Source organism: Pedobacter sp. JY14-1 (assembly GCF_029269825.1).
GTDB lineage: Bacteria > Bacteroidota > Bacteroidia > Sphingobacteriales > Sphingobacteriaceae > Pedobacter.
This window is the reverse complement of the sequence record NZ_JARJHU010000005.1, coordinates 557,922-580,364: the sequence shown is the minus strand read 5'-3', so window position 1 is coordinate 580,364 and position 22,443 is coordinate 557,922. Positions and strand designations below refer to the sequence as shown.

Here is a 22,443-nt window from a genome sequence, read left to right as displayed (position 1 = left end):
GAAGATGAAAAGAATACTTTTGCCGTTCCTGCTGCTCATGATGCAGCTTCAGTTTTCCGTTGCCCAGACCGATGCGAAGGCAAAGGCGATACTTGCACAGGTGGGAAAAAAATACCGGTCTTACCAAACCATTAAAGCCAGTTTTATTTTTACTACAGATAACCCTCAGGCCAGCCTCAAGGAAAGGGAAGAGGGAGAATTGTATACGCGGCCGTCCGAAAATAAGTACCGGGTGCAGTTACCCGGGCAGGAACAGATCAGTGACGGGAAAAGTGTCTGGGTATATCAGAAAGAAAACAAAGAGGTGCAGGTGTCGGATGCGGACAACGGCGAAGATAATATTGGTCCTGCAAAGTTATTCACGTTCTATGAAAAGGGCTTTAAATACATTTATACCGGAGAAGCCAGATCGGGAAATAAAGTAGTGCAGGTCATCGATCTGTCTCCCCTGGATATTAAAAAGCCCTACTTTAAGATCAGGCTGAGCATCGACAAAGCTACCAGTCAGATACAAAACTTCACTATCTTTGATAAGAACGGTAATAAATACGGATATGCCATCAAGGTTTTGACACCAAACGTGAAAGTGCCCGAAAGCACTTTTTCCTTTGACGCCAAAAAATATCCCGGCGTTGAAGTTGTTGATTTAAGGTAGTTTGGCTATGTTTGGTACGCTATACTAATCCGGCTGTTTTGAAGATCACATTTTTAGGTACAGGTACTTCCCAGGGCATTCCGGTCATTACCTGCAGCTGTCCGGTCTGCCAGTCTGCAGACCACAGGGATAAAAGGCTCAGGGTTTCCGTTTTAATAGAAACATCAGACAAGACATTAGTAATCGACAGCGGACCGGATTTTCGCTACCAGATGCTCCGGGCCGGAGTTAAGGATCTTGATGCCATTTTGTATACCCATGAACATAAGGACCATGTAGCCGGACTGGATGACATCAGGCCCTTTAATTATCTGCTGAAAAAGAACATTGATATTTATGCGACAGAACGCGTCCAGGAGGGATTGAGAAGAGAGTTCGCCTATATTTTTTCAGAAGTAAAATATCATGGTCTCCCGCAGATTGAAATGCACACTATTGGTCATAATTCTTTTTTTGTGGGCCGTACAAAGATAGAACCACTGGATATTATGCATTACAAGCTACCTATCCTTGGTTTCCGGATCGGGGACTTTACCTACATCACTGATGCCAAAACGGTGCCGGAACATACTATCCGAAAAATCAAGGGTACAAAGATTCTTGTAATCAATGCTTTGCAGCGGCAAGACCATATCTCTCATTTCACATTAAACGAAGCACTTGACTTTGCAGCCGAGATCAATGCGGAGATGACTTATTTTACCCATATCAGTCATAATCTTGGCCTGCACGCCGATGTAGAACAGGAATTACCCGATAATATAAAATTAGCTTATGATGGCTTGACATTGTTCTGCGAATAACCTATGTTTGCAGGCAAATAAGCCCAGGTGGCGAAATTGGTAGACGCACCATCTTGAGGGGGTGGCGCTGCAAGGCGTGGCAGTTCGAATCTGCTCCTGGGCACTCACCAGATTCTGGTCAGAAAATTCGAAAGGATTGTTCATAACGAACAATCCTTTTTTTGTTTTGAGTTTAAATCCCCAGCGCTTGCTCCGGTGCGGAAAACACGACCGGATAGGAAATTAAATTGTTTTTTGAGCGGAAGAACAATTTGTGTATCATTATTGTATAAATGAGAAAGTCTCTGTCATGAAAAAACTGTTGTTCAGCCTGCTCTTTGTTTTCTTTGCCGTCGACGCATTTTCACAAAACAAAGATGCTATCCTCGGAAAATGGATCAATTCCACTGGTGAGGCCCATATCGATATCAGCAAACGGAATGATAAGTATTACGGCAAGATCAGCTGGCTTAAGGAACCCAGCACGCCTGAAGGTAACCCTAAGACGGATGAAAAGAATCCGGAGGTAAGCCTGAGGAAGAAACCGGTACTGGGGCTGGAAATTCTGAAGGATTTTATATATGACGGCAGTAAATGGACCGGCGGAACCATTTACGATCCCAAATCGGGCAAGACCTACAGTTGCAATATGACGCTCAGAGGCAATGGTGACCTCAGTATGCGCGGATATATCGGTATTTCTCTTATCGGACGTTCAGAAACATGGAAGCGGGTAAGATGATACGCACGTTATTTGCCGGTTTTTTTCTTTGGGCTACAAGCTGCAACCTAAGTCTGGGGCAAAGCTATACCTTTAAACCGCTTACTTCGGGGGAAGATGCCAGCCTGCGCGGACTATCCATTGTGTCAGACAGTGTTGCCTGGATCAGTGGCAGCAAAGGTAGTATCGGTAAAACGGTTGACGGTGGAAGAACCTGGCAGTGGACCAAACCTGCCGGTTACGAAAAGCTCGATTTCCGGGATATCGAAGCCTTTGATGCCAGCAAGGCAATTGTGGTCAATGCCGGATCACCGGCCTATATACTCATGACCACGGACGGCGGAAAAAACTGGCGTGAATGCTATAAGAATACCGACTCCGCCATTTTCCTTGACGGCATGGATTTCTGGGACAGGCAGAGCGGCCTTATATTCGGAGACCCGATCCATAACAAACTGCAACTCCTGAAGACAACTGACGGCGGGTTAAACTGGCAAAATGTTTCCGAAAACCTCAGGAACGAACTGGCGGTGGGAGAAGCCGGGTTTGCCGCCAGCGGTACCAGCCTGCGGACGTACGGTAAAGGACTGGCCTGGATCGCTACCGGAGGTGCAGTTTCCAATGTATATTTCACTTCCGACTATGGTTATACCTGGAAGGTCTTCAAATGCCCAATTATCCAGGGCGAGAGCAGTACCGGCATTTTCTCCATGGCATTTTATGATAATAAACACGGGGTAGTAGTAGGGGGTAATTATTTGAAAGACAAGGAAAACGGTAATAATGTGCTGCTTACCGCTGATGGTGGCAAAACCTGGACGAAACCACAGCTTCCTGTAGCTGGTTACCGGTCTGGCGTGACTTACATCAGTAAGAGCGTCCTCGTGGCAACGGGTACTTCAGGTACCGATGTTTCCTCAGACGGTGGGCTGAACTGGCATCAACTTTCCGGTATCAGTTTCAATGTTGTCCAGAAAAGCAAAAAGGGTAGTCTTATCCTGCTTGCAGGCAATAAGGGCGAGATCTATCAATTGCTCATCAACCGTTAGCCGGCACCGGAATAAAAAAAAGCCAGGTCATCCAACCTGGCTTTTCTAAACAAAACTTAGATCTAACCAAACATCTAAAGAAAATTCAGCCAACTTTCGTTGTACTGTTGGACGTCAAGGGCGGATTCGAACCGCCGTGAAAGGTTTTGCAGACCCTTACCTAACCACTCGGCCACATGACTCTTTTTTTACAAGATCAGGCTATCCGGCGCTGACAGTACAAATATATATAAAGTCTACTAATTTGGTATACTTTTTTTAAATAATTTTTTTAATTAACCGGACAGGCATCTGAATTTACTAAAAGACCGTAGTTTTTATCCCGCAACGGGTACTGGTCTGATGGCAGGATTTTTTGTTACTGTGAGGCTCAGACTTTGAAGAATTTTCAGAAATTGAAGTCAGATCGCGTTTTAAAGACCGCTTACGCCGCCACTTACTACCAGTTTCATGGCATCGGCCGCACTCATATTCAGCTCGGTCACTTTTTCGCGCCGGACAATGCAAAGCTGGCCGGCAAAAGAATAGGACAAGGGAAAGTATACCGCAACCTCGCCGGGGAGCCCGATCTTTTGCAGATCTGACTGAGTCAGGAAACCGATCTTTTTAAGGCCGCCTTCCACTTCTACCAGCACCGGGTGATTAAATTTTTTTTCATCACCTACAAAGGCCTCAGTAAGATCCTTTATGGAAGAATAAATGAACTTTACCAGCGGTAACCTGTCCAGGATTCGCTGGAACCAGTCATACATCGGTGCAGTTACGAAATTGGTTACGATCACACCTGCCAGTACAATAATGGAAATAACCAGGAAAAGGCCGAGCCCGGGAATATTCCTGCTTTCGCCCAGTTCCGGGTGATCGCCGATAATGTTATTGATGTTCAGCCAGCCGTCAACTGTAGTTACGGCCCATACTACAATGAACACACTGACCGCGACCGGCAGTACAATCAGCAAACCCTTGATAAAGTAGTTCAGTAAGGTCCTTCCGATCTTGTTCATGGCATGATTTAGTTGATTCTGCGAAATTAATCAATCTGCAGCAAAGCAGGAACTACTCATAAAAATAGACCCTTTTCACCCGCTGTGAAATATTGGTCAGGATCTCGTAAGGGATCGTTCCGATTTGTTCGGCCAGGTCGGCAATGGTATGCCTGCCATCAAAGACGATGACCTCGTCGCCCGTTTTCACATCCAGGCCCGTTACATTGAGCATGCACATATCCATACAAATAGAGCCAACGGTAGGAACCTTTATGCCGTTAATGAGCATTTGCCCCACGCCATTGCCAAACCTTCGGGTGTAGCCATCTGCATAGCCGATCTTTACCGTGGCGATCGTACCTCCTTCGGGCAATACCCCTCTACGGCTATATCCGACTGTTTCATTGGGTTTGATATGTTTTACCTGGGTAACGGTGGTCTTAAGTACAGCCACTGTCTGTAATCCCTTGTTACCGGGCAGCCCACCGTCGAAACCATAGAGCCCGATGCCCAGGCGTACCATATCGAGCTGTGCTTCCGGGTGCCGGGTGATACCCGATGTATTGGAGATGTGCCTGATGAACGGATAACCAAGCCGTTCGGCGATCTGCCCGGCCATATCACCGTAACGCTGTAACTGGTGCTTGGTAAACTCATCGTGAACCTGTTCTTCGCTGCCCACCAGGTGCGAAAATACCGACGCCACCTTTATTTTATCCAGGTTTTCCAGGAGGTTCACTAATTCGGGAATATCCGGCTGGTCAAAACCCAGCCGGTGCATTCCTGTATCCAGCTTCAGGTGAACCGGATAGCCCCTTTCATGCTCGTTAAGGTAAGCAGTAAAGCTCTTCAGAATGTCCAGGTTGTAAATCTCGGGTTCCAGACGATATTTGATAATGGCATCAAAGGCCGAAGGCTCCGGGCTCATCACCATGATTGGCATCGTAATGCCTGCCTTTCTCAAGGCAACCCCCTCGTCGGTATAAGCCACGGCAAGGTAGTCTGCCTTATGGTATTGCAGCAGGTTAGCAATTTCGAAACTGCCACTGCCATAGGAAAAGGCTTTGACCATCGCCATCAGCTTCACGCCGGGCCTTAGCTTGCTGCGGTAGAACTGGAGGTTTCCAGCCAGTGCATTGAGGTCTATTTCGAGCACGGTATCGTGTATCTTTTGAGAGATCAGCTTGCTGATCCGTTCAAATTCAAATTTCCGGGCGCCTTTCAGCAGTATGGTCTCATTGCTGAAGTGTACTGCAGGAAAATTAACGATGAAATCCTGTGTGCTGTTGTAAAACTCCTTTTCCAGATCGAACAGTTCTGCTGCGGCAGATATATGCGGGCCGATACCGATCAGCCGGTTCAACTGCTTTTGTTTCAGCAATGCGGCAATCTCTGCATACAGTACATGGTCTGGCTTCCCTGTTTCATAAAGGTCGGAAAGGATCAGGGTCTTCTTAGGATGCTGGTTTTGCAGGTTCAGGAAATCCAGTGCCACCGCCAGAGAAGATATATCCGCACTGTAGGAGTCATCGATCAGCGAACATTGGTTGATGCCTGTCTTCAATTCCAGCCGCATGCCCACTAACGTGAGCTTTTCCAACCTGATATCGGCTTCCTGAGGTGTATAGCCCAGGGCCAGGAGCGTAGCCCAGCAGATGATGCCGTTCTCCAGTGAGGCCCTGTCCCTGAAGGGAATCAGGCACTCAATTTCGTCGCCCTGGTAGCGGGCCCGGATATAGGTACGGCCTTCGATGGGTTCCGTAAACAGGACCTGAAGATCGGCCTTTTGTTTCATGCTCCAGGAAAAGCGGTTTTTTCCAGGCAGGTCCTTTTCCGCAATACCTGTGGTATATTCCGGGCAGTAAATAAACAGTTCCGTGCCACGAAACAGCTTCAGTTTTTCCAGGAGCTTTTCTGCAGATGAGGTAAAACCCTCTGCATGTGCCTCGCCAATATTAGTCAGGATCCCCACTTCCGGCCGGATCACGCTTTCCAGGTTATCCATTTCCCCTGCTTTCGAAATGCCTGCTTCAAAAATGCCGAGGTTGTGCGCCTCATTGATCTGCCATACCGAAAGGGGCACGCCGATCTGCGAATTGAAGCTGCGGGGGCTCCGCACGATGTTAAAGTCTGCAGCAAGCAGCTGGTAAAGCCATTCCTTCACGACCGTCTTCCCGTTACTTCCGGTAACCGCCAGCACCTTCAGACCGTACTGCTGACGGTTATAAGCCGCCAGCTTTTGCAGGGCATCCAGCACATCGTCTACCAACAGGAGGTTAGCGTCCGGAAAGCGTTCCAGGCAGGACCTGTCACTGATCACAAAGCTGCGGATACCGGCATCCCAGGCATCCTGAAGGAACTCATGTCCGTCCCGTTTCCCTGAAAGTGCAAAGAACAGCGACGCTTCGGGGTCAATTACCGACCTGCTGTCAATGACCAGCTGGCTGATGACGAGTCCGGGCTGGCGGATAAAGGATTCCGGCTGAAGGATTCCGGCGATATGGGACAGGGTGTAAGGGATATGGCTCATGCATCAAAATTACCTGAATTTCCTTAACTTACCCAAACACTAAAGTAATGATCCCGTTGATGAATGAGACTTAGATTGCCGACCTTTACATTACTGAACTGAGAAAACAAAACCACATGGAGCTTATATTATCGGAAGAAGAAGTCGCAATACTGCGTCTGCAAACAAAGGGATGTGCTAGCCTGGTCCACTTTAACAATGCAGGCTCGTCGCTGCCGCCTGATGTTGTTGTTGACACGGTGATCGATTACCTTAGAGAGGAAGCAGTCGCCGGAGGGTATGAAACCGAAGCAAAATACATGGACAGGATCAATGGTGTCTATACCAGGATCGCGCAACTGATCAATGCGGAAGAGGATGAAGTGGCGATATTTGAAAATGCCAGCGCCGCCTGGGGTACCGCGTTCAGGGGCCTGTCCTTTAATGAAGGTGACGAGATCATTACCAGTGAAATGGAATATGTTACAAACCTGATCGGCCTGGTCGATAGGCAAAAAGCGGATGGGGTCAGGGTCATCGTCATCCCTAATGATAAAGATGGGAACTTTTCACTGTCTGAGCTGGAAAAGGCAATTAGCCCCAGGACCAGACTGATGGCAATGACACATGTCTCCTCTTCAGGCGGGAGCGTTCTGCCGGCAGAAGAGATAGGGGCCATTGCCGAGAAGAATCAGATATTATACTTGCTTGATGCCTGTCAAAGTGCCGGGCAGTTACCTCTTGACGTTAGAAAGATCAAATGCGACATGCTTTCAGTAACCGGGCGCAAGTACCTGAGGGCACCGAGGGGTACCGGTTTCCTGTTTGTGAAGAAGGGAAGCCAGGACCAGATGAAACCTGTACTGCTTGATTTCCTGGCCGCGGGAAATGTATCACTGAACGGATACGAGCTTCGTCAGGATGCCCGTCGGTTTGAGCTGTATGAGAAAAGCCGGGCACTGACGCTTGGATTGGGCAAGGCAATCGAATATGCCATGGAGATCGGACTGGACCGGATCGCGCAGCGGATCGGGCAACTTTCTGCAACCGCAAGGCAGGAGCTGGGCAAAATTCCCGGCGTTACCGTTCACGACTCGGGGAGCCACAAGAGCGGTATCGTGACTTTTACCGTAAAAGGAGCAGATGCTGCGGATGTGAAGGCCAGGTTAGCGGCAAAGGGCATCAACGTATCTGTCGGTGGTGCACAGGCCACCCCGATCTATATGGAGAAAAGCAGGCTCAGCACGGTCGTCCGTGCTTCTCTGCACTACTACAACACCATGGAAGAAATTGGTATCCTGTGCCGGGAACTGGCGATCATCTGAAGCGTCGGCTGATGATTAAAACTGCACGTCGGTAAACCATTTTTTGTATATCTCCTGGTAGGTGCCGTTTTCCTTTAGTAAGCTTAATACAGAATTGAACTGGTCTTTTAATTGTATATCGCCCTTACGCATGGCAATGGCGTATTGAGAATCGGTCCCTGGCAGGTAAAGCCCCACTTTCAGATTTTTGATCTTTTGAAGGAATCCGCCTGCAATGGGGGAGTCGTCTATGAGCAGGTCAATCTTTCCCGCCTGGAGTTTTCTGTAAAGTTCCTTGTTGGTCTCGGCGTGGACCATATTGTTGTTCGGGAAATTCTGGTGCACGTACTTTTCCGCTTCAGTATGTTCCCTGATACCAATCGTTTTGTGTCTCAGGTCGTTTATGGTCCTGATATTATCTTCGTAGTTGACCACTGCACAAAGTCTGAAATGCAGATAAGGGTTGGTAAACTCGAGAATGTGCCTGCGTGAAGGGGTAACGGTTACCGCAGAACAGATCAGGTCGAGTTCACCCCTGAAGAGCTGCTCGAGTATATTGGCCCAAAGCGATACTTCGTATTGTACTTCAAGCCCCAGGTGATTATTTATGGCTTTTAACAGGTCAACTTCGAAACCTTCGAACTTCTCCGAGTTATAATCGGAATGCATTGGGAAGGGGGCTGCGGAATCTAACCCTACTTTTAATACTTTTTTTTCAGCCATAATGGTGATCGGTCAATCAGCTGGTTTTGACTTGGCGCAATTTACGTTTTTTTAGTAATAGTTGAATGTTTTGATGTGCTTTGCTGCGTTTTGGGGTTAGTTTTGTGTTGCTGGTTGATTTTTCCGGTTGTTATTGTTTAGTTTTTGGGTTAAACTGGATGTTTCGTTAATATTGTGCGCTTATATATGGATAGACTAGAAGAAAAAAAGGAACGGCTGGCCAAAACGGCAGCAAAAGGCAAGGTGGAACATTACTGCGCTTACCAGGAACGATCGCAGCAAGAGGTTCGCGACAAGCTTTATGAATGGGGCGTGTGGCGGAATGATGTGGAGGAACTGATTTCAGAGCTGATTGCCGATAACTTTTTAAACGAAGAGCGTTTTGCACTGGCTTATGTTTCAGGAAAATTCAGTATCAAGAAATGGGGACGTATAAAGATCAGACAGGGCCTTAAGCAGAAGCGGGTGCCGGATAAGCTGATCGCCAGTGCGCTGAAGTCCATTGATGGGGACGCTTATCTGGAAGCGATACGTGGGGTGGCTGAACGAAAATTGACGGGCCTTCACGAACGGGATGCTTTTAAGCGCCGGTACAAGCTGTTTTCCTATTTGCTGTCGAGGGGTTTTGAGCGGGATCTGATCGAAGAGGTATTATTGAAAAATAACTTGGTGGTTGGTTAAAAGTATTTATATTTGCAATCCCAAACGGAAATCAGTTGTTGTATTTTGTTTGGTTTAAAAGCAGAAGCCGGATGGCACGATGAATAAAAGCGAAAATAGCTCAGTTGGTAGAGCGCAACCTTGCCAAGGTTGAGGTCGCGAGTTCGAACCTCGTTTTTCGCTCTGAACACCTTACGTCAGAAGGTGTTTATTTAAAAGGTATACACCTGCCTAGATGGTGGAACTGGTAGACACGCAGGACTTAAAATCCTGTGCCCTCAACAGGCGTGCGGGTTCGATTCCCGCTCTAGGTACTTAAACAAAGCGGTTAGGAATTTACTTTCCAGCCGCTTTTTTGTTGGGCAATAATTTGCTTATGAGGCCCGCTGGAAAAAGATCAGATAGCGCGTTTCCGCATTGCCTACGGGAATCCAGGGTAAACTGGTACAAGTGGGCTGCTCTTGAAGCGCTTTGAGCTGCCACATGAAATCACATACAGCAAATACATGCGATTCCATAAATTGCCGCAAATTTCCGATCGTAATTATATAAGTCCTTTTCAGTTCGTATTTTTAGGCTACAACAATCGCAGATTCGACTACGTCTGTGCCGCTAAGGTTGTGCAATTTTGTATTAGAAAATAAGTTATATGGAAACAAAAAATAAGATTGCCCTGATCACTGGTGGTAGCCGCGGGTTGGGGAAAAACATGGCTTTGGCAATTGCAAGAAAGGGGATTGATGTGGTAATTACTTATAATGCAAACAAGAAAGCCGCAGATGAGGTGATTGAAGAAATTCAGCTGATGGGCCAAAATGCAGTCGCTTTTCAACTGGATACCAGTGATATAACAGGCTTCGATACTTTTGTGGAACAACTGACAACCCACCTTGTCAGGGAAACAGGGCAACCGAATATAGATTTTCTGATCAATAATGCGGGCACTGCGCTTTATGCCCCTGTAACGGATACTACGGAACAGCAGATGGATGCCGTATTTAACATCCATTATAAAGGCGTTTTCTTTCTGACCCAAAAGCTATTGCCTTACCTCAATAACGGGGGCGGAATTGTGAACATTTCCTCGGGGCTTACCCGAATGGTAATGCCGGGTTCATCTGTGTATGGCTCTTTAAAGGCAGCGGTAGAGACGCTTACGCGCTACCAGGCTAAGGAACTGGGTGAGCGGAGGATACGGGTCAATGTTGTCGCGCCTGGTGCCATTGAGACCGATTTTGGCGGCGGTCGTGTACGGGACAATAAAGAGATCAATAGCCAGATCGCAGGAATTACCGCGCTTGGCCGTACAGGTCTGCCGGATGATATTGGTGGTGTGGTCGCGTTTCTCTGTACGGACGAAGCGTTCTGGATCAATGCGCAACGGATTGAAGTGTCTGGCGGGCAGGCGATCTGATCAATGATTATCTTTATCGCATGAAACCCTACAGGATCAAATCTATCAGCGAATTTCACCACATTTTCCAACTCCCTAAACCTGAACATCCGCTCATCAGCGTGGTTGACTATGCATTGGTGGCTGCTGCCAGGGCACACACTGAAATCATGGCAACGGTTGCAGATTATTATTCGATTTCGGTGAAGCGTGGGTTGAGCGGAAAAATGCGTTACGGACAGCAGGATTATGACTTTGATGAAGGCGTAATGTATTTCCTGGCACCAGGGCAGGTGTTGCAGTCCACTCCACTAACGGATACGAAATTGCAACCTTCCGGATGGATATTGCTGATCCATCCGGACTTCATCTGGAACACGCCTTTAGCTGCCGCCATCAGACGATATGAATTCTTCGATTATTCAGTGAACGAAGCTTTGTTCCTTTCTGAAAAGGAGGAAGAGTTGCTCAATAATATTGTTCAGAATATCCGGCAGGAATACCATGCGAATATTGACCGTTTCAGCCAGAATATCATTATTTCACAGATTGAGACCCTGTTGAATTATTCGGAACGGTTCTATCAGCGGCAGTTCATTACGCGGAAGATCACGAACCATCGTGTACTTGAACGATTGGACAAATTGCTGACAGACCATTTTCAAAATGCGGATATAGTGGCCAGGGGATTGCCCTCCGTACAGGAAATCGCCGATACCCTGAACATGTCGCCCGGTTACCTGAGTGGGTTACTAAAGGTGCTGACCGGGCAAAGCACACAGCAGCACATTCACAATAAGCTAATCGAAAAGGCTAAGGAGAAGTTATCGACCACGGATCTGACGGTAAGTGAGATCGCTTACGGCCTGGGTTTTGAACATCCACAGTCGTTCAGCAAGTTGTTTAAGTCAAAAACCAGCCTTTCTCCCCTGGAATTCCGGCAATCATTCAATTAAGGAGGTCGGGCTGCGGCTTTCTTTTACTCCATTTGTTGCTTAAGTACTTTCTCACGGGGATGTCATAAGCGACCATGACCAGGTATGCTATGCCGGTCAGCAGGATGATGCCCGCGACAATGATAAAGGTCAGTTGCTTTGTCCCGGGCTGATGGCTGGTATAGTAGTTGCCAAACATCCACAGCACCGCATAATGTGTCATATATAACGGATAAGAGATTTTTCCGGAATAGATACAGAAGTTTTTAAGGCCAGCTGTCAGCGTAGCCCCGGCACCCAGGGCGATCAGTAAAGGAAAGTAGAACACCACCACCAGGGGCTCGGATAACCAGTTCCATTTGGAGAAAGGCATTAAGAAGGCGAGCGACAATAATATGGCTATGCCTGCAAACCCGAGTTTATTTTTAATGATCCAGTTGGAGCGGTAGACCAGCAGCCCCGCGGAAAATGAGTAGGATATGCGTGCTGCCCCGTCAAAGAACGTCGGACCGCTCCAGCCACCCAGTAAATTGCCTGAACGGTAAGCGACCAGGAAAAGGGCAACGGCGGCAATAAAAGTCAATAGCAGCAGATAACCCCGGCTAAGCCTGGAAAGTATAAATGCATATACAATATTGGCGATATATTCCCAAAATAAAGACCACGAGGGGGCATTGAAACTGAATAGGTTAAATCCCCGGTCGGCCATTACGGGGAAGGGGATAAGCAGGGCGGAGCACAAAAATACCAGGATGATTTTAGCTGTGCTGTATAATTCCGGATGACCGCCGAAGGGGTCAAATAAAAAAGCCAGCAAACCCAGCACTGATCCGGTCAGCACGAGGGGGTGAAGTCTGATGATCCTTGATTTAAAGAACTCCCGTACTCCGATCTTTCCTATACGGTCATCATAAGCATATCCGATCACAAACCCTGACAGGCAAAAGAAGAAATCGACTGCCAGAAAACCATGGGCAATAAAGTTTTGGCTGAAATCCGCATAAATCCACTCCATAAAGTGAAATATTACTACGGCCAGGGCAGCGATTCCCCTTAGTCCATCGAGAATTTTGAAATGCTGTTTGCTTGTCTCCATCTCTGCACAAGTTATCTAAAATTGATAATCCTGCCAAATACCTGAAGGTTGCGGTGGAGGCAAACGTTTGTGCAGATATATTTGATTGTCGTATCTTAACAGTTGATAACTTTGTTTCTGCCTGTTGCTGACCTAATCTTTTTTGCATGCTTAACAAACCTTTATCTTCCTTCAGAACTCCACTGGTGATCGTGTGCCTGGTTTTGCTTCCGGTCTTTGGGCTTTTTGCGCAAACTAAAATTTTGAATGCCAGGAAGACAAGTGCAACGCGTATTGAGGTATCGTTTAAAAATAGCACCCCGCTTTTGCTGGATTTTTACAGTACGACCATCTTTCGCATGTTCCGGGATCCGTCTGGCGGCGATGTCAGGGATCCTGAGGCACCTAATCCGGTTAATATCCTTGCTGACAATCCCAGAAGGCCGGTTGGAACGCTGGAATTGCAGGCAGACAATGAGGTTGTGCGGATCAATACCGGAAAAATCATTTTGCAGTTCCGAAAGGAAAATGGCCTATTTAAGGTAACAGACCGTGTGAGTGGTAATACCTTGCTGGAACAGGCTGAGCCTGTTTATTACGGGGGGCAGCAAACTTTGCTGAAGCTTCGTGCTTCTGCAGATGAATATTTCTATGGCGGAGGTGTACAGAACGGCCGTTTTTCACATCGTGGAAACGTAATAGCTATTGAGAACCAGAATAGCTGGACCGACGGAGGAGTGGCATCACCTACACCTTTTTTCTGGTCGACAAAGGGGTATGGTCTGCTTTGGCATACGTTCAGAAAAGGAATGTACGATTTCAGGGCCGCCGGTAGTGGAGTGATCAGTATCGGTCACGAAACAAATTATCTCGATGTCTTCTTTATGGCAGGCAATACTCCGGAAAATCTGCTGAACAGCTTCTACCAGCTGACAGGAAGGCCTGTGCTTCTGCCTAAGTTCGGTTTTTACCAGGGACACCTGAATGCCTATAACCGTGATTTCTGGAAACAGGATCAGAAAGGAATCTTGTTCGAAGACGGAAAAACGTACAGTGAAAGCCAGAAGGATAATGGCGGGATAAAAGAATCGCTGAACGGGGAGCTCGGCAATTATCAGTTTTCTGCCCGGGCGGCAATTGACAGGTATAAACGAAATGATATGCCACTTGGCTGGCTGTTGCCAAATGACGGCTATGGTGCCGGCTACGGACAGACTTCTTCACTGGATTCTAATATACTCAACCTGAAATCCCTAGGTGACTATGCAAGGGGGCAAGGCGTTGAAATTGGCTTGTGGACTCAATCTGACTTGTACCCGAAGCCAAATCTGAGTGCAGTACTGCAACGGGACATCATCAAAGAGACCAGGGACGCCGGGGTGCGTGTACTTAAAACAGATGTGGCATGGGTAGGATCGGGGTATTCTTTTGGTTTGCACGGGATCAGCGATGTGGCAAAGCTGACCCCGGTTTATGGAGGTGGTAGCAGGCCCTTTATCATTACACTTGACGGCTGGGCAGGCACACAACGCTATGCCGGTGTATGGACAGGCGACCAGACGGGGGGTAACTGGGAATACATCAGGTTCCATATCCCGACCTATATAGGCGCAGGGCTCTCGGGCCAGCCCAATATTTCTTCAGATATGGACGGTATTTTCGGCGGGCGTAACCCAGTGGTCAACACAAGGGATTTTCAGTGGAAGACATTTACACCCATGCAGCTCAATATGGATGGATGGGGAGCAAATGAGAAATATCCTCAGGCACTCGGTGAGCCGGTCGCATCCATTAACCGGCATTATCTGAAGTGGAAATCGGCCCTCTTACCTTATACCTACAGTATTGCAAAGGAAGCCATGAACGGTCTTCCGATGGTCAGGGCTATCTTTCTCGAGGAACGAAACAGCTACACGCAGGGTGTCGGTACCCAATACGAATTCATGTACGGGCCGAACTTTCTCATTGCTCCTGTATACAGGCAGATACGCGCAGATTCGCTGGGAAATGATGTGCGGCATAACATCTACCTTCCGAAGGGTACCTGGTTTGATTACCTGACTGGTGAGGCTTATGAGGGCGGGCAAGTGATAAACAGCTTTGAAGCTCCCCTGTGGAAGTTGCCGGTCTTTGTAAAGGCAGGAGCGATCATTCCCTATACCAGTGCCAGTAACAATGTAAAGGAAATTGATCCTTCAAAACGGTACTATGAAATTTACATTGGCAAGTCTTGCAGTTTCACGGAATATGATGATGACGGAAGGACGGAGCGCTATAAACAGGGTGAAGGGGTACAGACGTTTATAGAAACCAGTATCAAGGGCGGAAAGGCCGAAGTTATCGTTCATGCCGCCAAAGGAAACTATCCGGGATTTGTCAGGAAGAAGGCTACAGAGTTCCTGGTCAATCTCACCGCGCCACCTGAAAATGTCAGTGTAAAGATGGGTGGAAAAGAGGTAAAGTTGACCAGGCAGCTGATCAAACCTGGTGATACCCTGAGATCCAATACATTTACTTACATTGAAGCTCCGGATATCAATCTTTTTTCTACGCCGGGAAGTGGGTTTGCCAAACAGAAGATGATCAGAAATCCGCAATTAAGGGTAAGGCTGGCTCCGTCTGATGTAACCCGGAGTGATATTGTACTAAGAATTGAAGGGGCCGTATTCCGACCTGGAAAAGCTTACCTGAAAAAAGAAGGAACTCTTGAACTTCCGGAAGCCGCCGGTGCCGTGACGGATACGGCACCATATAGCTTGTCTCCGAGCTGGAAAAAAATAGCAAATGCCGACTTTTATGAGGTTATGTTTGACGGCATGCGTTATACGCTTATACAGGATACCAGTTTTCTTTTCGAAGGGCTGGTCCCGGACAGCATATATCATTTTCAGTTACGTGCGGTGAACAGCAAGGGATATTCCCCCTGGTTGAGGTTCCAGCGTAAGACTGCGGCCGATCCGTTTAAATATGCAATTCCGGGCATAACGGCAACTGCCAGCGCCAAGAGCCAGGATGGCGAAGGCCTTGAGGCACTCTTTGATTTTGACCAGAACAAGATGTGGCATACGGAATATGGTCAGAAGGCGGTGCCTTTTGACCTGGTACTTGATCTTGGAGCCGTATACCAGTTGAATATGCTTCAATACCTGCCCAGACTGGGGGCTGGTAACGGTACCTGGCTTAATGCAAATGTTTCTTATGGTAATGACCGTGAACACTGGACGGACTCAGGTAAGTGGGCACTTAAACGGTCTGATTCTGTTAAGGTCTTCCAGTTTGCAGCGGGTGCTGCGGCCAGGTACATCAAAGTAAGTGTGGATAACGCTGTAGGTAATTTTGGGTCAGGAAGAGAGTTGTATGTATTTAAGGCCCCCGGATCTGTTGCTGCCCTGCAGGGAGATGTTAATAGTGATGGTAAGATAGATGAAGCGGATTTGATTTCGTATTCAAACTATATCGGGTTAAAAAAGGGTGACCCTGATTTTGAGGGATATATTGAAAAAGGTGACATTAATGTCAATGGTGTCATCGATGCATATGATGTCTCTGCGGTTGCTACAAAACTGCAGGGCGGGGTAGGAAACGGTCCCTTTGGCAAAGCTGAAGGACAGCTGACACTCGGGGGACAGAAAGACGTATACGAGAAAGGCGAGCAAGTTGACCTGGTCATATCTGGTGTGAACCTGAAAAACATTAATGGCCTGAGTTTCAGTTTGGCTTACAATCCTGAAGATATTGAATTTTTGAAGGTGGATCCCATTAATATGGCAGCGATGGACAACCTGTCGGTCGACAGACTTCATGCCGACGGAAGCAAAGTGCTCTACCCGACATTTGTCAATACCGGCAAAAAGGAATTGTTGTCCGGCAGCAAAGAAATAATGGTTCTGCGTTTTCGTGCGAAGCGAAAGTTCAATCCTGGGTTTAAGCTTGGTCATACTTTGCTTGTGGGTCAGGGAATAGGACAGCTACCGGTTGAATAACCAGTTCTCAGAAAATCGGAGGTAAAGGGGTATCTTAACTGCGCAGCATTATCAATATTTTCTAAAAAACAGAGATATGCTGGTAGCTGGAAGAAGGGGTTAAAAGGTTGAGGTTCAATTGTATTTCGCCAATAAGCGTTGCTGAGGACCGTTTTTACAGGCTTTTACTGGAAAAAAAGAACAGAAAGTTTTGAAAAACATTTTGAAAATGATCTTTGAATCGTATCTTTGCAACACCTACCAAAGTCGGAGACACGGTAGTCTTGAAATCAGCGAAAATAGCTCAGTTGGTAGAGCGCAACCTTGCCAAGGTTGAGGTCGCGAGTTCGAACCTCGTTTTTCGCTCATAGAAAAAGCCTTCCATACGGGAGGCTTTTTTGTTTGATAAGGTTGTGTCTGTTTAACTGATCAGCCGGTTCATAATGGCAAACCTGATAAGGGTTGCTGTATTTCTGGAACCTGTCTTTTCCAGCAGGCTCTGACGATGACCTTCTACAGTTCTTTTGCTGATAAAAAGCTTTTCCGATATTTCCTGATTGGTCATACCTTCTGCTATAAGATGCAGGATCTCAAACTCCCTTTCAGAGAAATCGATAGGTGTATCGGATATGTTTTTGGAAGGATAGGGGTCTTTAAGCAGTTTCTCGAGTAAGGTAAGCGAAAGCTCAGAACAGATATAGCGCCCCCCTGCGCTGACGTGCCGGAGGGCAAACATCAGTTCATCGGCACTTACATTTTTGAAAAGATAACCTGAAGCTCCTTCGCTAAAGGCCTGGGCAACATATTTTTCATTGTCTATCATGGATAGAAAAAGGACGGGGAGGGTTGCAGTCCTGTTGTTTAACTCTCTGAGCAGCATAATGCCATCCATAACGGGCATATTGATATCCGCCAAGATTACATCGGCTTTTGTTCCCTGGTCAAGCAGGTTTAACACTTCAAGGCCGTTGGTGGCTTCACCGGAGATGTGTATACCTGAATCGGCTTCCAATAGCATTCGGATGCCATTTCTGACAATATTATGGTCCTCTGCTAATATTACACGTAACATTTTTATTTTCTTTTCTGATGACACTATTTTAGTTTTTAGTGTAAGGTAGCCATTGCGGTCTACTTTACTATATAGGGCGTTTCAGATTAAGTATTAATACCACATAACGCGTGTTTGGTGTTGCCGTTCAGTATAAATACGCGTGCGCGCCAGAATTGTTTTGAATTAATACCTGATTTGTATTGCAGGGATAAGGTATGCCTTTCTGTTTTTTAATATTTGCTGCCTAAAGTAACTCTATGCAGCCAGAAGATCCTTTCGACAATGCAGATCTGCCTGATCAGTTAATGGTGGCGCAGCAACGCATCGCTTTGCTTTTGCAGGAGATTTCACGTATGGCTGAGCAACACCGTATCGCGTTGGTCGTAAGCCAGATGCATGCACAGGAAGCAGAAAGGAAGAGAATTGCCGATAGCCTGCACAATGGATTGGGTCAGTTACTTTATGGTGTGCAGCTGAATCTTAACCGTCTGAATGTTAAACCCGGGCAGGTGTGGTCTGAAGAACATAACGAAATTCAGAAATATATCACTGGACTTGTTAAGAAGGCAATTAAGGCATCCAGGCGTATCTCACATGAACTGATGCCCGCAGTGCTGGAGGATTTTGGGCTTAAGGCGGCAGTTGAGGATATCGGGCGGCAGTTTAACGACTTCATCCCTATACAGTTTGATTTTTCCTATTTACCTGCAAGAGGCGAACAACATATTGAAGTGGCTATTTACAGGACCGTACAGGAACTGGTTACTAATGTCGTGAAACACGCCCAGGCAAAGAAGATCTGTATAAGTATGGGTTTCAGGAATGATACCTACTATATCTCTGTTTCAGATGACGGGATAGGATTTGATGTTTCTCATAAGGCAGAAGGAATAGGACTGAAGACAATAAGGGAGAAGGTTGCAGTATTAAAGGGAAGTTTTCAGGTAAGTTCTTTACCCGGAAAGACGATAATAGATATCACTATTCCTAATCTGAAGGCGCCTTGAGTATTAATACGTAAAGCGGATGATGATATACCTGAATGTAGTGACTTTCAGGTGATAATGGCAGACTTGGTATAGGGATTGAAAGCTTTCAGTTATAAACCCCTATAATCATCACCTATGAATGACTTGCTTTTAACAGACGAAATCTGCAGCCACAAATCGTGCCTGGAGACCTTTGCCATGAAGTTTACCAGTAATGTGGAAGATGCGCATGACCTCGTTCAGGACACCATCATTAAAGCGATCCGTTATCATGACCTTTATCAGAAAGGCACCAATATGCGTGGCTGGCTCTATACGATCATGAAGAACACCTTTATCAATGACTATCGTAAAATGACAAGAAAGATGGCAGTCGTGGAAAACTGTGCTGAGTTTACGCCTGAACATCTTAGGATCAGCGCGGAAAAAAATCAGGCGGAGAACAAGTTTCTTATGAAGGATATTAATCAGGCGCTTGCCAGCCTGCAGCCGGAATATTCACGACCCTTTCTCCGGTATTTCGAGGGATATAAGTATGCTGAGATAGCTGAGGAACTCAATATACCGATTGGTACGGTTAAGACGCGTATACATATTGCACGTCAACTGCTGAAGGACCAGTTAAAGATGTACAGGGAAGGATATAAGCGTAAGGTGCGTGTTTAGTGCACCTTGCGCTTATATGGCCCGATACTGGATTAAAAGTTGGGTTTGAGTACATATTTGTCGTAGAACCTGAAGATGTGTTCTGTTGCTTCTTCTGCAGTATCTACCAGCCGGAAAAGATTAAGGTCTTCCGCATGGATATTGTGCTCTTTTTCGAGCATGGTATTGCTTATCCATTGTATCAGGCCGCCCCAGTATTCCTTGCCGATAAGTACAATAGGGAACCGGGCGATCTTGCCGGTCTGTATAAGGGTGATCGCCTCGAAAAGTTCGTCCATGGTGCCCATGCCCCCGGGCAATACAATGAATCCCTGTGAATATTTCATGAACATCACTTTACGGACAAAAAAGTAGTCGAATTCCATAAGCTTGTTGTGGTCGATATACTTGTTGTGAAACTGCTCGAACGGAAGCTCAATATTAAGTCCTACAGATTTGCCCCCGTTCATGTGTGCCCCTTTATTGCCCGCTTCCATAATTCCGGGGCCGCCCCCGGTGATGACTCCGTACCCCCGTTCAGTGAGCAGTCTGCCGCATTCTACGGCAATCTCATAGTATTTGCTGGTCTCTGCTGTTCTGGCGGAACCAAATATAGACACACAGGGGCCTATCTTTGCGAGCTTTTCAAATCCGTCTACGAATTCGGCCATGATCTTGAAGATCTGCCAGGAATCGGTAACTTTGATCTCCTGCCAGTTCTTGTTTTCAAAGGCGCTTCTTATTTTCTCTTCACTAGTCATTTTCGGATAATTTACAATTGGTAATGGGTTGTATAATCGGATATCGTATTTTAAAATCGGGTTTGCAGGTCGGTCTTCCTGCTGATGATCAGCAAGCCGGTAAAGGTGATCAGGCCATTGACCAGGATCAGCTCGACGCTGAATGTATAGCCGCCAAGCAATGTAGCGGAATGTTCGTTAAGGTAGTAGCATAACGCCGGCGATAGCATACAGATAAAGGGTACGAGTTTGTCACGCAGGCCACGACCTTTGACAAACAGCCCGAAGCTGTAAAGACCCAGCAGCGGTCCGTAGGTATAGGAGGCTACCTTGAATATTCCCTTAACCACAGACTCATCATTAAATGCATTGAAGAAGATGATGACCACGAACATGAGTAAAGAAAAACTGATATGTACACCATGGCGTTTACGAACGGATGCCGCTGAATTGTTGTCTGTTCCTTTGTGCATGCCCAGAAAGTCCACACAGAAAGATGTGGTGAGTGCGGTAAGCGCTGAATCAGTTGTGGCAAAGGTGGCAGCGGTCAGTCCCAGCATAAAGACAATAGCCGGTATGGTACTGAGGTGATTAAGTGCAATCTCCGGAAACAGGAAGTCTGTGCGGGGTTTGCCTGTCACGTGGTCAAGGGGAATATCAATCCCGTTTTGATTTGCAAAAATATAGAGTAACGCGCCGACACTGAGAAAGAAGATGTTCAGGACCACAAATATGCCTGTGAAAGTGAACATGTTTTTCTGCGCCTCACCAATAGTCTTCATACTGAGATTTTTCTGCATCAGGTCCTGGTCAAGGCCGGTCATGGCGATGGTTACGAACAGGCCGCCGATAAAGGCTTTGCCAAAATGAAAGCCGTTGGTCAGGAAATCGTCAAAGAAAAAAACTTTGGAATAACTGCTGTTTTTTACAGTTTCGACTGCCTGCGGAATGTTAAGGCCCAGGCTGCTGCAGATAAAGTAAAGCGTAAGAAATACGGAAAATACAAGAAAGAAAGTCTGAAGGGTATCGGTGATAATAATGGTTTTCAAACCTCCCTTAAAGGTATAAGACCAGATCAGCAGCAGGGATATGAGCACCGTAGCCCAGAAAGGGACCCCATAGCTGTCGAATATGAATCTTTGAAGTACGATGACGACCAGGTATAACCGGAATGCGGAACCAATGGTACGGCTGATGAGGAAAATGCTGGCGGCGGTTTTATAGCTGTAATGCCCGAGGCGTTGTTCGATATAGCCATAGATGGACGTAAGCCGCATGCGGTAATAAAGGGGCAGCAGTACGGTTGCAATGATGATAAAGCCTACGGCGTTACCCAGTACAAACTGGAAATACTGGAACTGGTTGCCCGCAGGGGAGCCGACTTCGCCGGGCACAGAAATAAAGGTGACGCCGGAAAGGGCGGTGCCGATCATCCCGAAGGCGACCAGATACCACCTGGAGTTACGGTTGGCTACGAAAAAGGTAGAGTTGTCCGATGATTTTTTTGAGGTTGCGAACGCAATGACGATCAGCAGCAGAAAGTATCCGATTAAAAAAGACAGGAGTATCGCCGGGCTCATAAACTGGGTATGTTAAGGTGTTAAATGTAAGAAAATGAAAGTTTAAATTCCTAAGTTTGCAGGATGAACTTTTCTTCCAGGTTGCTAGAGGATGCGGTCGCTGAATTTGCCAAATTGCCGGGAGTAGGGCAGAAAACAGCCCTTCGCCTGGTGCTGCACCTGCTGGGCAGGGAAAAGGAAGAAGTTGAACGCTTTGGTAATGTCCTGATCCGTTTACGCAATGAGATCAGGCATTGTGAAATCTGCCGTAACATTTCTGATAGCCCGGTTTGTACGATCTGCGCCTCGCCTAAACGTGACCGGGAAACGATCTGTGTGGTGGAAGATACCCGTGATGTCATGGCTATTGAAAATACTTCCCAGTTTTTCGGAGTTTATCATGTGCTTGGCGGCCTGATCTCTCCGATGGATGGGGTGGGACCTTCAGACCTGTTTATCGATTCGCTGGTGGAACGTGTAGCTGCAGGGTCTGTAAAAGAGGTGATTTTGGCGCTCAGTGCTACGATGGAGGGCGATACGACCTTATTCTACCTTTATAAAAGACTGAAGGATTTCGGAGTGCCGGTCACGACTATAGCTCGTGGAATTGCCTTTGGAGGCGAACTGGAATATGCGGATGAGATTACATTGGGCAGATCTATCGCCACCCGGGTGCCTTACGAAAATTCTTTAATCAAATAA

At 46.9% G+C, this 22,443-nt stretch carries 20 protein-coding genes and 5 tRNA genes; 16 read left to right on the top strand and 9 right to left on the bottom strand.

Features of this window, described 5'->3' with window-relative positions; genetic code table 11:
- The first annotated feature begins 4 nt into the window (after positions 1–4).
- From P2W84_RS13070 to P2W84_RS13050, 5 genes are all read left to right on the top strand, one after another.
- Complete coding sequence (locus P2W84_RS13070) at positions 5–655, top strand: outer membrane lipoprotein carrier protein LolA (RefSeq protein ID WP_276090585.1); 651 nt, start codon at positions 5–7, stop codon at positions 653–655.
- Between the two features lie 38 nt (positions 656–693).
- Entirely contained in the window at positions 694–1,458 is a 765-nt protein-coding gene (locus P2W84_RS13065; RefSeq protein ID WP_276090584.1) for an MBL fold metallo-hydrolase, read from the top strand.
- Positions 1,459–1,479: 21 nt separating this feature from the next.
- A tRNA-Leu gene (locus P2W84_RS13060) sits at positions 1,480–1,561 on the top strand.
- A gap of 186 nt (positions 1,562–1,747) precedes the next feature.
- On the top strand, positions 1,748–2,179 hold the full coding sequence (locus P2W84_RS13055) for a DUF2147 domain-containing protein (RefSeq protein WP_276090583.1): 432 nt from the start codon (positions 1,748–1,750) through the stop codon (positions 2,177–2,179).
- The gene (locus tag P2W84_RS13050) at positions 2,176–3,207 is read left to right on the top strand and encodes a YCF48-related protein (protein WP_276090582.1); all 1,032 of its coding nucleotides are present in this window, start codon (positions 2,176–2,178) and stop codon (positions 3,205–3,207) included. Before P2W84_RS13055 ends, P2W84_RS13050 begins: the two co-directional genes overlap by 4 nt.
- A 108-nt stretch (positions 3,208–3,315) precedes the next feature.
- On the opposite strand, the gene P2W84_RS13045 is transcribed toward P2W84_RS13050, so the two are convergent.
- From P2W84_RS13045 to P2W84_RS13035, 3 genes are all read right to left on the bottom strand, one after another.
- A tRNA-Cys gene (locus P2W84_RS13045) sits at positions 3,316–3,389 on the bottom strand.
- Positions 3,390–3,620: 231 nt separating this feature from the next.
- A complete protein-coding gene (locus P2W84_RS13040; RefSeq protein WP_276090581.1) occupies positions 3,621–4,211 on the bottom strand; it encodes a DUF502 domain-containing protein in 591 nt (196 codons plus the stop codon).
- A 52-nt stretch (positions 4,212–4,263) separates the two neighbouring features.
- Positions 4,264–6,723 carry a bifunctional UDP-N-acetylmuramoyl-tripeptide:D-alanyl-D-alanine ligase/alanine racemase gene (locus P2W84_RS13035; protein WP_276090580.1) on the bottom strand — a complete coding sequence of 820 codons (2,460 nt, stop codon included), beginning with the start codon at positions 6,721–6,723 and terminating at the stop codon, positions 4,264–4,266.
- 116 nt (positions 6,724–6,839) lie between these two features.
- Between P2W84_RS13035 and P2W84_RS13030 the strand changes: the two genes are divergently transcribed.
- Complete coding sequence (locus P2W84_RS13030) at positions 6,840–8,027, top strand: aminotransferase class V-fold PLP-dependent enzyme (protein WP_276090579.1); 1,188 nt, start codon at positions 6,840–6,842, stop codon at positions 8,025–8,027.
- A 15-nt stretch (positions 8,028–8,042) separates the two neighbouring features.
- Here P2W84_RS13030 and P2W84_RS13025 read toward each other — a convergent pair whose 3' ends face one another.
- On the bottom strand, positions 8,043–8,729 hold the full coding sequence (locus P2W84_RS13025) for an ABC transporter substrate-binding protein (protein WP_276090578.1): 687 nt from the start codon (positions 8,727–8,729) through the stop codon (positions 8,043–8,045).
- A 186-nt stretch (positions 8,730–8,915) separates the two neighbouring features.
- On the opposite strand from P2W84_RS13025, the gene P2W84_RS13020 reads away from it, so the two are divergent.
- From P2W84_RS13020 to P2W84_RS13010, 3 genes are all read left to right on the top strand, one after another.
- On the top strand, positions 8,916–9,410 hold the full coding sequence (locus P2W84_RS13020) for a regulatory protein RecX (RefSeq protein WP_276090577.1): 495 nt from the start codon (positions 8,916–8,918) through the stop codon (positions 9,408–9,410).
- An 89-nt stretch (positions 9,411–9,499) separates the two neighbouring features.
- A tRNA-Gly gene (locus P2W84_RS13015) sits at positions 9,500–9,572 on the top strand.
- Positions 9,573–9,618: 46 nt separating this feature from the next.
- Positions 9,619–9,703: transfer RNA gene (locus P2W84_RS13010), tRNA-Leu, on the top strand.
- A gap of 60 nt (positions 9,704–9,763) precedes the next feature.
- On the opposite strand, the gene P2W84_RS13005 is transcribed toward P2W84_RS13010, so the two are convergent.
- Positions 9,764–9,928: a DUF3050 domain-containing protein gene (locus P2W84_RS13005; RefSeq protein ID WP_346348965.1), complete on the bottom strand. Its 165-nt coding sequence runs from the start codon at positions 9,926–9,928 to the stop codon at positions 9,764–9,766.
- A gap of 110 nt (positions 9,929–10,038) precedes the next feature.
- Between P2W84_RS13005 and P2W84_RS13000 the strand changes: the two genes are divergently transcribed.
- A complete protein-coding gene (locus P2W84_RS13000; protein ID WP_276090576.1) occupies positions 10,039–10,803 on the top strand; it encodes an SDR family oxidoreductase in 765 nt (254 codons plus the stop codon).
- Between the two features lie 20 nt (positions 10,804–10,823).
- On the top strand, positions 10,824–11,738 hold the full coding sequence (locus tag P2W84_RS12995; protein WP_276090575.1) for a response regulator transcription factor: 915 nt from the start codon (positions 10,824–10,826) through the stop codon (positions 11,736–11,738).
- Here the strand turns inward: P2W84_RS12995 and P2W84_RS12990 are convergent.
- The gene (locus P2W84_RS12990; protein WP_276090574.1) at positions 11,731–12,813 is read right to left on the bottom strand and encodes an acyltransferase; all 1,083 of its coding nucleotides are present in this window, start codon (positions 12,811–12,813) and stop codon (positions 11,731–11,733) included. The two genes, P2W84_RS12995 and P2W84_RS12990, sit on opposite strands and share 8 nt — an antisense overlap.
- A 146-nt stretch (positions 12,814–12,959) precedes the next feature.
- On the opposite strand from P2W84_RS12990, the gene P2W84_RS12985 reads away from it, so the two are divergent.
- Positions 12,960–16,775: a TIM-barrel domain-containing protein gene (locus tag P2W84_RS12985; protein WP_276090573.1), complete on the top strand. Its 3,816-nt coding sequence runs from the start codon at positions 12,960–12,962 to the stop codon at positions 16,773–16,775.
- Between the two features lie 272 nt (positions 16,776–17,047).
- A tRNA-Gly gene (locus P2W84_RS12980) sits at positions 17,048–17,120 on the top strand.
- 55 nt (positions 17,121–17,175) lie between these two features.
- On the opposite strand, the gene P2W84_RS12975 is transcribed toward P2W84_RS12980, so the two are convergent.
- Positions 17,176–17,826 carry a response regulator transcription factor gene (locus P2W84_RS12975; protein ID WP_276090572.1) on the bottom strand — a complete coding sequence of 217 codons (651 nt, stop codon included), beginning with the start codon at positions 17,824–17,826 and terminating at the stop codon, positions 17,176–17,178.
- A gap of 239 nt (positions 17,827–18,065) precedes the next feature.
- Between P2W84_RS12975 and P2W84_RS12970 the strand changes: the two genes are divergently transcribed.
- Positions 18,066–18,815, top strand: a complete 750-nt coding sequence (locus tag P2W84_RS12970) for a sensor histidine kinase (protein ID WP_276090571.1) — start codon at positions 18,066–18,068, stop codon at positions 18,813–18,815.
- Positions 18,816–18,932: 117 nt separating this feature from the next.
- Positions 18,933–19,463, top strand: a complete 531-nt coding sequence (locus tag P2W84_RS12965; RefSeq protein WP_276090570.1) for a sigma-70 family RNA polymerase sigma factor — start codon at positions 18,933–18,935, stop codon at positions 19,461–19,463.
- Positions 19,464–19,495: 32 nt separating this feature from the next.
- Here P2W84_RS12965 and P2W84_RS12960 read toward each other — a convergent pair whose 3' ends face one another.
- The gene (locus P2W84_RS12960; protein WP_276090569.1) at positions 19,496–20,203 is read right to left on the bottom strand and encodes a TIGR00730 family Rossman fold protein; all 708 of its coding nucleotides are present in this window, start codon (positions 20,201–20,203) and stop codon (positions 19,496–19,498) included.
- A 50-nt stretch (positions 20,204–20,253) separates the two neighbouring features.
- Entirely contained in the window at positions 20,254–21,762 is a 1,509-nt protein-coding gene (locus P2W84_RS12955; RefSeq protein WP_276090568.1) for a sodium:solute symporter, read from the bottom strand.
- Between the two features lie 63 nt (positions 21,763–21,825).
- Between P2W84_RS12955 and recR the strand changes: the two genes are divergently transcribed.
- A complete protein-coding gene (recR, locus tag P2W84_RS12950; protein WP_276090567.1) occupies positions 21,826–22,443 on the top strand; it encodes a recombination mediator RecR in 618 nt (205 codons plus the stop codon).